The sequence below is a fragment of the Pseudomonas sp. ICMP 460 genome (assembly GCF_002723595.1).
Classification (GTDB): Bacteria; Pseudomonadota; Gammaproteobacteria; order Pseudomonadales; family Pseudomonadaceae; genus Aquipseudomonas; species Aquipseudomonas kitaguniensis.
In genome coordinates, this window is the sequence record NZ_LKBR01000030.1 from 24,696 (window position 1) to 36,602 (window position 11,907).

Genomic DNA, 11,907 nt, shown 5'->3' on the forward strand with positions numbered 1-11,907 from the left:
CACTCAGCAATCGGGGGCAAGCCGCCTCCCACATTCAGTATTGCGGCGCTCTTAGAGACCGTAACTCATCAAGCGCTCGTAACGGCGCTTGAGCAGCGCTTCGTTATCCAGCTTCTTGAGCATCGCCAGTTGCGCGCCCAGTTCAGCGCGGATACTCGCGGCAGCGGCAGCCGGGTCACGGTGGGCGCCGCCCAACGGTTCGCCGATAACTTTATCAACGATACCCAAGCCTTTGAGGCGATCGGCAGTGATGCCCATGGCTTCGGCAGCGTCCGGGGCTTTATCGGCGGTTTTCCACAGGATCGAGGCGCAACCTTCCGGCGAGATCACCGCGTAGGTCGAATATTGCAGCATGTTCAACTGGTCGCACACGCCAATCGCCAGTGCACCGCCGGAACCACCTTCACCAATGACGGTGGCGATGATCGGGGTTTTCAAGCGGGCCATCACGCGCAGGTTCCAGGCGATCGCTTCGCTTTGGTTGCGCTCTTCGGCGTCGATACCGGGGTAGGCGCCCGGGGTGTCGATGAAGGTCAGGATCGGCATTTTGAAGCGCTCGGCCATTTCCATCAGGCGGCACGCCTTGCGGTAGCCTTCAGGGCGCGGCATGCCGAAGTTGCGGCGAACTTTCTCGCGCACTTCACGGCCTTTCTGGTGACCGATCACCATTACCGGCTGGTCGTCCAGGCGAGCGATACCGCCGACGATGGCCGCGTCGTCAGAGAAGTGGCGGTCGCCATGCAGCTCGTCGAACTCGGTGAAGATATGCTGAATGTAGTCCAGCGTGTACGGACGGCGCGGGTGGCGAGCCAGGCGCGCGATCTGCCAGCTGGTCAGCTTGCCGAAAATGTCTTCGGTGAGCGTGCTGCTCTTGTCTTGCAGTCGAGCAATCTCATCGCCGATATTCAGGGAATTGTCATTGCCGACCAGGCGCAGTTCTTCAATTTTGGCTTGCAGGTCAGCGATCGGCTGTTCGAAATCAAGAAAATTCGGGTTCATAAGCGTCCGTCTTGGGTCGACGGCCAGGGAGTGCCTGGCCAGCCGGTTGTCTATTCGCGCTACCTTAAGGGACAGGCGCGTCTAGGTCGAGATTAAATGTTGGGTCGAGATCGGGCGAATACTCTTCATCAAAAAGAACGCGCCCGGCCATCAACGGTATTGGAGGAAGACGTTGTCACGGCCGAACTGGTCACGCAAAGCTTGAATCAAGCCATCTGCGGGATCAATTCGCCAGGTCTCACCAAACTGCAACATGGCCTTGGCGTCGTTGCCGGTGTACTCCATGGTCACCGGGCACGCGCCACGGTGACGCTTGAGCAGGTCACCCAACCAGCGTAGCTGATCGCCCTTGAGCGCTTCGGTCTTGACCTTCAAACGCAGGCTTTCGGCCAAATTGGTGCGCGCATCTTCCATGCTCATCACCCGCTTGATCCGCAGGCGCAGGCCGCCGGAGAAGTCGTCATTACTGACCTCGCCTTCTACCACCACCATCGCGTCGGTCTGCAACAGCGACTGCGCCGAGTGGAACGCATCGGCAAACAGCGACGCTTCGATGCGGCCCGAGCGGTCATCAAGGGTGATAAAGCCCATCTTGTCGCCCTTTTTATTTTTCATCACGCGCAGTGCGATGATCATCCCGGCCACGGTCTGGGTGTCACGCGCCGGTTTCAGGTCGATGATGCGCTGACGTGCGAACCGGCGAATTTCGCCTTCGTATTCGTCAATCGGGTGGCCGGTGAGGTACAGGCCCAAGGTGTCTTTCTCACCCTTGAGGCGTTCCTTTAGGGTCAGGTCCTTGGCCTTGCGATGGTTGGCATAGACGTCGGCATCTTCCTCCACAAACAGCCCGCCAAACAGGTCGGCGTGGCCGCTGTCGTGGGTGCGCGCGGTCTGTTCGGCGGCCTTGATCGCTTCTTCCATGGCGGTCAGCAGCACCGCGCGATTGCGGTCGATATTCGCCTGGTAAGCCTTCGGCTCATCATGGAAATACGGGCCAAGGCGGTCGAGTGCACCACTGCGGATCAACCCATCGAGGGTGCGCTTGTTGATGCGCTTGAGGTCCACCCGCGCGCAAAAATCGAACAGGTCCTTAAACGGCCCGTGCTGGCGCGCTTCGGTGATTGCCTCCACCGGGCCTTCACCCACACCTTTGATCGCGCCCAGGCCATAAATGATGCGGCCTTCGTCGTTCACCGTGAACTTGAACTCCGAGGCGTTCACGTCCGGCGCATCAAGGCGCAGCTTCATGGTGCGCACTTCTTCGATCAAGGTCACGACCTTGTCGGTGTTGTGCATATCCGCCGAGAGTACTGCCGCCATGAACGGCGCCGGGTAGTGGGTTTTCAGCCAAGCGGTCTGGTACGACACCAGGCCGTAGGCGGCGGAGTGGGATTTGTTGAAGCCATAACCGGCGAATTTTTCCACCAGGTCGAAGATGTTACCGGCAAGGTCGGCGTCGATATTGTTAGTCGCGCAACCTTCAATGAAACCGCCGCGCTGCTTGGCCATTTCCTCGGGCTTTTTCTTACCCATGGCACGCCGCAACATGTCGGCGCCGCCGAGGGTGTAGCCGGCCATGACCTGGGCGATCTGCATCACCTGTTCCTGATACAGGATGATGCCGTAAGTCGGTGCCAGTACCGGCTTGAGGCCTTCGTACTGGTAGTCGGAGTGCGGGTACGCCAGCTCGGCGCGGCCGTGCTTACGGTTGATGAAGTCATCCACCATGCCCGATTGCAGCGGGCCTGGGCGGAACAACGCCACCAGTGCGATCAAGTCTTCCAGGCAGTCGGGCTTGAGCTTTTTGATCAGCTCTTTCATGCCGCGCGACTCAAGCTGGAACACCGCCGTGGTTTCGGCTTTTTGCAGCAACTGGTACGTCGGTTTGTCGTCCAGCGGGATAAACGCGATATCCAGCGGCGCCTCATCAACCTTGGCGCGCTCGCGGTTAATCGTCTTCAGCGCCCAATCGATGATGGTCAGGGTGCGCAGGCCGAGGAAGTCGAACTTCACCAGGCCAGCCGCCTCCACGTCATCCTTGTCGAACTGGGTAACCAGGCCGCCGCCTTCTTCATCGCAATAGATCGGCGAAAAATCGGTGAGTTTGGTCGGCGCGATGACCACGCCACCGGCGTGTTTACCGACGTTACGCACCACGCCTTCGAGCTTGCGCGCCATGTCCCAGATTTCGGCGGCTTCTTCATCGACCTTGATAAAGTCGCGCAGAATTTCTTCCTGCTCGTAGGCTTTTTCCAGGGTCATGCCGACTTCGAACGGGATCATCTTCGACAGGCGGTCCGCAAGGCCGTAGGACTTGCCCTGCACCCGCGCCACGTCGCGGATTACCGCCTTGGCGGCCATGGAACCGAAGGTGATGATCTGGCTGACCGCGTTGCGGCCATATTTCTCGGCCACGTACTCGATCACGCGGTCACGGCCGTCCATGCAGAAGTCGACGTCGAAGTCGGGCATGGAAACCCGTTCCGGGTTCAGGAACCGTTCGAACAGCAGGTCATATTCCAGCGGGTCGAGGTCGGTAATCTTCTGTACATACGCCACCAGCGAGCCAGCACCTGAACCCCGGCCCGGACCTACCGGCACGCCGTTGCTTTTGGCCCACTGGATAAAGTCCATTACGATCAGGAAGTAACCGGGGAAGCCCATCTGGATGATGATATCCAGCTCGAAATTCAGCCGGTCAACATACACCTGGCGCTTGGCGTCGTAGTCCTCAGTGGTGTCCTTGGGCAACAGCACACTCAGACGGTCTTCCAGACCATCGAACGACACCTTGCGAAAGTACTCATCGATGGTCATGCCATCGGGGATCGGGAAGTTGGGCAAGAAGTGCTTGCCCAGCTTCACTTCAATATTGCAGCGCTTGGCGATCTCGACGGAGTTTTCCAGCGCTTCGGGCAGGTCGCTGAACAACTCGGCCATCTCTTCAGCGCTTTTGAGGTACTGCTCTTCGCTGTAGTTCTTCGACCGGCGCGGGTCATCCAGGGCACGGCCTTCGCCAATGCACACACGCGTCTCGTGGGCCTCGAAATCTTCTTTCTTGATAAAACGCACATCGTTGGTCGCCACCAGCGGCGCGCCCAGCTTGTCGGCCAGTGCTACCGCGGCATGCAGGTGCTCTTCATCATTCGGCCGATTGGTACGCTGGACCTCCACGTAGAAGCGGTCGGGGAACACCTGCATCCACTCGCGGGCCAGCACTTCGGCTTCCTGAGGGTTGCCGCCCAACAGCGCGATACCCACCTCGCCCTCTTTGGCGGCCGAGAGCATGATCACGCCCTCGCTCGCCTCGGCCACCCACTCGCGCTCGATGATGATCGAGCCGTTGCGCTGGCCGTCGATAAAACCGCGAGAAATCAGTTCGGTGAGGTTGCGATAACCAACGCCGTTCATCGCCAACAGGCTGATGCGGCTCAAAGGGTTATCCGGGTCTTTGTTGGACAGCCACAGGTCGGCGCCGCAAATCGGCTTGATGCCGGCGCCCATGGCGTTCTTGTAGAACTTGACCAGGGAACACATGTTGTTCTGATCGGTAACCGCTACCGCGGGCATGTTCATGCCCACCAGGGTTTTGACCAGCGGTTTGATCCGTACCAGGCCGTCGACCAGGGAATATTCAGTGTGCAGGCGCAGGTGAACGAATGAAGCCGGCATAGTGATCCTGTGCAAAAACGTAGAAACAACAAGGCCCGGGATTGTACCGGGCCTTGGCAAAAACATCAGCCTCGCGACTAAACCTCGCTGAGGCTCTCGCGCAGCGCGTAAGCCTGGCGAACCGGGGCGAACGAGCGCCGGTGGATAGGCGTAGGCCCCAAGCGAGCCAATGCTTCCAGATGAACGGGCGTCGGGTAGCCCTTATGGCCACCGATGCCGTAACCGGGGTAGATCAATTCAAACGCGGCCATTTCACGGTCACGGCTGACCTTGGCCAGGATCGATGCGGCAGCGATGGCGGGCACCTTGCTGTCACCCTTGACCACGGCTTCTGACGGCATCGCCAGTGTGGGGCAGCGGTTGCCGTCGATCATCGCCATTTTCGGTGTAATGTGCAGGCCTTCCACCGCGCGCTGCATGGCCAGCATGGTCGCGTGAAGGATGTTCAATGTGTCGATTTCTTCGACTTCGGCCCGAGCGATATGCCAGCTCAGGGCTTTTTCACAGATCTCGTCGTAGAGCTTTTCGCGACGCGCTTCGGTGAGCTTCTTCGAATCATTAAGGCCGAGGATCGGACGGTTCGGGTCCAGAATCACCGCTGCCGTGACCACCGCGCCACACAGCGGGCCGCGCCCTACTTCGTCAACACCGGCCACCAGTTCGTGGGCTTGCGCGACCAGGCTGAAATCCAGGCCCATTTGCACGGTCATAAGGTTTCCTGTTTGTGGCCGATCAAGCTCAGCACGGCATCCGCCGCCTGGTTTGACGCATCACGGCGCAGGGTGCGATGGATGTCGTCAAAGCCACGGGTCTGCTCCTCGCCACCGTCGATCAGCGGCAACAGCGCCTGCGCCAAGGCCTCTGGGGTTGCATCGTCCTGCAGCAACTCCGGCACCAACAGGCGCTGGGCCAACAAATTGGGCAAAGAGATGTAAGGGCTTTTGACCATGCGTTTCAAAATCCAAAAGGTCAGCGGCGCCAGGCGATAAGCCACAACCATGGGCCGCTTGTAGAGCAAGGCCTCCAGCGTGGCAGTGCCCGAGGCGATCAGCACCGCGTCGCAAGCCGCAAGGGCCAGGTGCGACTGGCCGTCAAGCAAGGTCAACGGCAGGTTGCGCCCCTCAAGCAGCGTCTCGATTTGCGCGCGTCGTTGCGGGCTGGCGCACGGCAACACAAAACGCAGACCAGGCTTCAACGCCTGCAGGCGTTCGGCGGCATCAAAAAACAAAGCGCCGAGGCGACCGACTTCGCCGCCACGACTGCCCGGCATCAGCGCCACCAGCGGGCCATCGGGCAAGCCCAGCTCGGCACGCGCGGCGGCGCAGTCAGCGTGCAATGGAATGGTGTCGGCCAGGGTGTGCCCGACAAACCGCACCGGCACGCCCTGCTCTTCGTAGAACCTGGCCTCAAAGGGCAGCAAGGTCAGCATCAAGTCGCAGCCTTCGCGGATTTTAAGCACGCGCTTCTGTCGCCACGCCCATACGGACGGGCTGACGTAGTGCACGGTCTTGATACCGGCCTGACGCAACTTGAGTTCGATAGTGAGGGTGAAGTCCGGCGCATCGATGCCAATGAACACGTCGGGCTTTTCTTCGATCAGGGTTTGAATCAGCAGCTTGCGGCGCGCCAGCAGCTCACGCAAACGGCCCAACACTTCCACCAGCCCCATGACCGAGAGGCGCTCCATGGGAAAGTAAGACGTGAGGCCTTCGGCCTGCATCAGCGGCCCACCCACACCGATGAATTCGACCGCTGGGTGCTGAGCCTTGAGCGCGCGCATCAGGCCTGCGCCCAAAATATCGCCGGATGCTTCTCCGGCCACCAGCGCAATACGCAGACTAGCCATGATCAGCGGGTGATGCCACGAGTCGATGCCTGGATCGAGTCACGGAATACTGCGACCTCCGGGAACACCGCTGCCGGCTCGGTCAGCTCGGTCAACGCCTGCTCAACCGTCAGCCCCTGGCGGTACACCACCTTGTAAGCGCGGCGCAGGGCGTGAATCGCGTCTTCGCTGAACCCGCGACGGCGCATGCCTTCAAAGTTCATGCTGCGCGCTTCGGCCGGGTTACCGAATACCGTGACGAATGCCGGCACGTCCTTGCCAATCGCGGTGCCCATGCCGGAAAAGCTGTGGGCGCCGATATGGCAATACTGGTGCACCAGCGTGAAACCGGACAAAATTGCCCAGTCGTCAACGTGCACGTGGCCGGCCAGCGCAGTGTTATTGACCAGAATGCAGTGGTTACCAATAACACTGTCATGACCAATGTGTGCGTAGGCCATGACCAGGTTGTGATCACCCAGGGTGGTTTCCGCACGATCTTGCACGGTGCCACGGTGGATGGTCACGCCTTCACGGATGATGTTGTGGTCACCGATTACCAGGCGTGTTTCTTCACCCTTGTACTTCATGTCCGGGGTGTCTTCGCCTACCGAGGAAAACTGGTAGATACGATTGTGTTTGCCAATCCGGGTCGGACCTTTAAGGATCACGTGTGGCCCGATGACAGTCCCCTCGCCGATTTCAACACCTGCGCCGATGATCGACCAAGGGCCGACCTCAACGTCGGCGGCCAGAACGGCCGACGGATCGATGATTGCGCGAGGGTCAATCAAACTCATAGTTTGCGTTCCGCGCAGATGATCTCGGCGGAGCACACAGGCTTGCCGTCCACCGAGGCCTGGCATTCGAACTTCCAGATCTGGCGCTTGCAACTGATGAACTTGGCTTCGAGGATCAACTGGTCACCCGGCGTGACCGGGTTGCGGAAGCGCAGCTTGTCGGAGCCCACGAAATAATACAGCGTACCGTCGGCAGGCTTGAGGTCGAGCATTTTGAAACCAAGGATACCGGCAGCCTGCGCCATCGCTTCGATGATCAATACGCCCGGCATGATTGGATGCGCAGGAAAGTGACCATTGAAGAACGGTTCGTTGATGCTGACATTCTTGTAGGCACGAATGCGCTTTTCCTCGACGTTGAGGTCCACTACACGGTCCACCAGCAGGAACGGGTAACGGTGAGGCAGGTATTCGCGAATCTCGTTGATGTCCATCATTTCGGGGGGGAAGCCTGTAATAAAGATTGGGGGCGGGCGACTAAACGCACGCCCCGCTAGCAAATCAAGGAGGCAGTCTAGCGGCTGTGCACACTTGATATGGAAATGGTATCAGCCTTCAGATGAAGCATTACCGCCAGGGGTCACGTCCTCGACACGCTTTTCGACCTGCTTGAGGCGTCGGGCCATATCGTCGATCTTGCGCAAACGTGCGGCACTTTTGCGCCATTCAGCCGCTGGCTGCATGGCCGTACCGGAAGAGTAGGACCCAGGCTCGGTAATTGAATGGGTCACCATGGTCATGCCGGTAATGTACACGTTGTCGCAAATCTCGATATGCCCCACCAGCCCAACGCCACCGGCAAGCATGCAATGCTTGCCAATCTTGGCACTGCCGGAGATGCCCACGCAGGCGGCCATGGCGGTGTGATCGCCAATCTGCACGTTATGCGCAATCTGAATCTGGTTATCGAGCTTCACGCCGTTACCGATCAACGTATCGGCCAAGGCCCCGCGATCGACGGCGGTGTTCACGCCGATTTCCACGTCATCGCCGATCAATACGCCGCCGACGTGGGCAATCTTGTGCCAAACACCTTTGGAATTGGCAAAGCCAAAACCTTCGCCACCGATGACGGCGCCGGACTGAATCACCACCCGCTCACCAATACGCACGCCGTGGTACAGGGTCACGCGCGGGGCCAGCCAGCCATCGGCGCCGATTTCACAGCGCGCACCGATAAAACAATGTGCGCCGACCGTTACCCCGGCGGCAATGCGCGCGCCGCTCTCGATCACTGCAAATGCGCCAATACTGGCCGCAGGATCAACCACGGCATCATCGGCGATCACCGCAGACGGATGAATACCGGGGCTGGCCTTGGGTTTTGGAGCGAACAGGTGCGACGCCTTGGCAAAAGCCAGGTAAGGGTCAGCCACCACCAGCGCATCCCCGGTAAACCCTTCGGCATCGGCGGCCGTCAGCAACACGGCTGCGGCTTGGCTGTCGGCCAGGTATTTACGGAATTGGGGCTTTGCCAAGAAGCTCAACTGAGCTGGGCCAGCCTCCTGCAAGGCGGCTAGCCCAGTGATTTCTTTCTCACTGGAGCCACGCAAGGTGGCCCCCAGGAGCTCGGCCAACTCGCCGAGTTTGATAGTTGCGGTCATGGCTTACTTCAGCTGATTCATGCGCTCGATCACCTGACGGGTGATGTCGTATTGAGGCTTGACGTCGATCACGGCGCCGCGCTCAAACACCAGGTCGAAGGCACCTTTCTTGATGACCTCTTCCACAGCGCTGTCGAGTTTCGGCTTGAGCTGCTTGAGCATTTCGCGGTCTGCAACAGCCTTGGCTTCGTTCAGTTCTTTGGACTGGAACTGGTAGTCACGGGCCTTTTGCTTGAATTCAAGCTCCAGACGCTCGCGCTCGCCTTGTTGCATTTTGTCGCCGCCGGCGACCAGACGATCCTGGATACCCTTGGCGCTGCTTTCCAGAGTCTTCAGCTTGGTCAGTTGTGGGCCGAATTTTTTCTCGGCGTCCACTGCGTAACGCTTGGCCGCATCGGACTCCAGCAGGGCCATCTGATAGTTCAGGACGGCGATTTTCATTTCGGCGAAGGCCGGGGTGGTTACCAGCACAGTTGCCAGCAGAACCAATTGAGTCAACTTACGCACGATGCACTCCTACAGAATCCGTTGTCGTTATCTTGGGTCAGACGCTTAGAACGTCTGGCCGAGGGAGAATTGGAAAATCTGGGTTTCAGCGTTATCCGGTTTCTTGATCGGCATGGCCAGAGCAAAGCTCAATGGGCCAAGCGCGGTCACCCAGGTCACGCCAACACCAACGGAGCTTGCCATGTTGCTGAGGCTCACGTCGTTGCACTGAGTCTGAGACTTCACGCCGCTCGGGTTGCTGACCTGTTGGCACTTGGAGTCGAATACGTTACCCACGTCCCAGAAGACCGAAGTACGCAACGAACGCTGGTCCTTGACGAATGGCAGCGGGAACAGAATCTCCGCACCACCCTGGATCAACACGTTACCACCGAATGGCGTAGCGTCGTTGTCGGAGTCCGCGATGGTGCCGCGGTTACCGGTGATCGTTTCACCACGGCTTGGCGTACCACGTGGGCCCAAAGTGCTGTCCTTGAAGCCACGAACCGAGTTGAAACCACCTGCATAGTAGTTCTCGTAGAACGGCAGACCACTGGTCGAACCATAACCGTCGCCATAACCCAGCTCAGTGTGCAGGCGCATGGTGTAGTTATCGCTCAGCGGCTGGAACAACTGGCCACGGTAGTCGAGTTTGAAGAACGACAGGTCGCTGCCCGGTGTTGTGACTTCCGCAGTCAAGCTCTGCGAATGGCCACGGGTCGCCAGTACGCCTTTGTTCAGGGTCGATTCAGACCAACCGGCCGAAGCCTTGAAGTTCAGGAACTGATCACCTTCTTGCTGCGTGAAGTTGAAGATTTCGTCCACGGTGTAAACACCGGTCTTGATCTTGTCCTGTTGCGCGGTCAAGCCGAAGGTCAGGCGCGACGTTTCGCTGATCGGGTAGCCGATGTTCACACCCGCACCAAAACTATCGATAGCGTAGCTCGCCAGTTCGGTGTTGAGCTTGTCGTAGTCGGTGGTGCGGTAGAAGGCGTTATAGCCCAGGCTCACACCGTCAGCAGTCCAGTAGGGGTCGACATAACCGAAGTTATATCGGCTCTGGTATTCGCTGCGCGTAAGACCGATGGAAACCTTGTTACCGGTACCGAGGAAGTTGTTCTGGGTGATCGAACCACCGAGGATCAGGCCGGCACTCTGTGCGAAGCCGACGCTGGCGGTGATCGAACCCGACGCCTGTTCTTCAACCGCGTAGTTCACATCAACCTGGTCATCCACACCCGGTACGGCCGGAGTTTCGACGTTGACTTCCTTGAAGAAGCCCAGGCGCTCAAGACGTGTCTTGGACTGGTCGATCAAGTAAGTCGACGCCCAGCCACCTTCCATCTGGCGCATCTCGCGGCGCAGCACTTCGTCGGCAGACTTGGTGTTGCCACGGAAGTTGATGCGGTTCACGTAGGCACGCTTACCTGGGTCGACGACAAAGGTGATGTCCACGGTGTGGTCATCATCGTGCGGGGTCGGCACGCCGTTGACGTTGGCGAAGGTATAGCCTTCGTTACCCAGACGACGGGTGATCAGTTCGGACGTGGTGGTCATCAGCTTGCGCGAGAACACCTGGTTCTTCTGCACCAGCAACAGCGCCTTGACCTGGTCTTCAGGTACTTTCAGGTCGCCACTGAGTTTTACGTCACGAACGGTGTACTTCTCGCCTTCGTTGACGTTGACGGTAATGTAGACGTGCTTTTTGTCAGGGGTGATGGACACCTGAGTCGAAGCGATATCCATATTGATATAGCCGCGGTCCAGGTAGTAGGAACGCAGACGCTCCAGGTCACCGGACAGTTTTTCACGGGCGTACTTGTCGTCGTTCTTGAAGAACGACAACCAGTTGGTGGTCTTGAGCTCGAACAGGTCGATCAGGTCGTCATCAGCGAACTTGGTGTTACCCACCACGTTGATGTGCTGAATCGCGGCCACGGTGCCTTCGTTGATGTTGACCTTGAGGCCGACACGGTTACGAGGCTGCGGGATCACTTCGGTTTCCACGCTCGCGGAGTAGCGACCCTGGGCAACGTACTGGCGTTGCAGTTCGTTACGCACACCCTCAAGGGTGGCGCGCTGGAAGATCTCGCCCTCGGCCAGGCCGGATTGCTTGAGGCCCTTCATCAAGTCTTCAGTGGAGATCGCTTTGTTGCCCTCGATCTCGATACTGGCGACAGAAGGTCGCTCAACGACGGTGATGACCAGGACGTTGCCTTCGCGACCCAGCTGGATATCTTGAAAGAACCCGGTTTTGAACAGCGCACGAGTGGATTCCACCAGGCGACGATCATCCGCCTGTTCCCCGACGTTCAACGGCAAGGCACCAAAGACGCTACCGGCGGAAACCCGCTGGAGGCCGTTGACGCGAATATCGGAGATAGTGAAGGACTCGGCGTGAACTTCGGCGATCATCAATACGGTGAGAACCGCAGTTAGCAGCAGACGTTTCATGAAGTCCTTTCTTATTCCAACTGGCAATAAACAAACTGCCGCAAAATGCGGCAGATTCGCAATTCAG

The 11,907-nt window shown here is 58.8% G+C and carries 9 protein-coding genes; all 9 read right to left on the reverse strand.

Translation table 11 applies throughout. The annotated features are described in order from the left end of the window. Positions 1 to 51 precede the first annotated feature (51 nt). The 9 genes from AO240_RS19335 to bamA all read right to left on the reverse strand — a co-directional run bounded on the left by AO240_RS19335 (position 52) and on the right by bamA (position 11,840). Positions 52 to 999 carry an acetyl-CoA carboxylase carboxyltransferase subunit alpha gene (locus AO240_RS19335; protein ID WP_058412411.1) on the reverse strand — a complete coding sequence of 316 codons (948 nt, stop codon included), beginning with the start codon at positions 997 to 999 and terminating at the stop codon, positions 52 to 54. 150 nt (positions 1,000 to 1,149) lie between these two features. Continuing rightward, positions 1,150 to 4,671 carry a DNA polymerase III subunit alpha gene (gene dnaE, locus AO240_RS19340; protein ID WP_058412412.1) on the reverse strand — a complete coding sequence of 1,174 codons (3,522 nt, stop codon included), beginning with the start codon at positions 4,669 to 4,671 and terminating at the stop codon, positions 1,150 to 1,152. 77 nt (positions 4,672 to 4,748) lie between these two features. Then, positions 4,749 to 5,375, reverse strand: coding sequence for a ribonuclease HII (gene rnhB / locus AO240_RS19345; protein WP_177445845.1), 627 nt, complete (start codon positions 5,373 to 5,375; stop codon positions 4,749 to 4,751). A 2-nt stretch (positions 5,376 to 5,377) separates the two neighbouring features. After that, a complete protein-coding gene (gene lpxB, locus AO240_RS19350; RefSeq protein ID WP_099238409.1) occupies positions 5,378 to 6,517 on the reverse strand; it encodes a lipid-A-disaccharide synthase in 1,140 nt (379 codons plus the stop codon). A gap of 2 nt (positions 6,518 to 6,519) precedes the next feature. Next, on the reverse strand, positions 6,520 to 7,296 hold the full coding sequence (gene lpxA / locus AO240_RS19355) for an acyl-ACP--UDP-N-acetylglucosamine O-acyltransferase (protein ID WP_099238411.1): 777 nt from the start codon (positions 7,294 to 7,296) through the stop codon (positions 6,520 to 6,522). Continuing rightward, positions 7,293 to 7,733 carry a 3-hydroxyacyl-ACP dehydratase FabZ gene (gene fabZ, locus AO240_RS19360; protein WP_003172281.1) on the reverse strand — a complete coding sequence of 147 codons (441 nt, stop codon included), beginning with the start codon at positions 7,731 to 7,733 and terminating at the stop codon, positions 7,293 to 7,295. Before fabZ ends, lpxA begins: the two co-directional genes overlap by 4 nt. Before the next feature lie 111 nt (positions 7,734 to 7,844). Continuing rightward, on the reverse strand, positions 7,845 to 8,900 hold the full coding sequence (lpxD, locus tag AO240_RS19365; protein WP_099238413.1) for a UDP-3-O-(3-hydroxymyristoyl)glucosamine N-acyltransferase: 1,056 nt from the start codon (positions 8,898 to 8,900) through the stop codon (positions 7,845 to 7,847). A gap of 3 nt (positions 8,901 to 8,903) precedes the next feature. After that, positions 8,904 to 9,407 (reverse strand): OmpH family outer membrane protein, encoded by a 504-nt coding sequence (locus AO240_RS19370; RefSeq protein ID WP_003189173.1) that lies wholly within the window; start codon positions 9,405 to 9,407, stop codon positions 8,904 to 8,906. 45 nt (positions 9,408 to 9,452) lie between these two features. Beyond that, positions 9,453 to 11,840: an outer membrane protein assembly factor BamA gene (bamA, locus tag AO240_RS19375; protein WP_099238415.1), complete on the reverse strand. Its 2,388-nt coding sequence runs from the start codon at positions 11,838 to 11,840 to the stop codon at positions 9,453 to 9,455. Positions 11,841 to 11,907 lie beyond the last annotated feature (67 nt).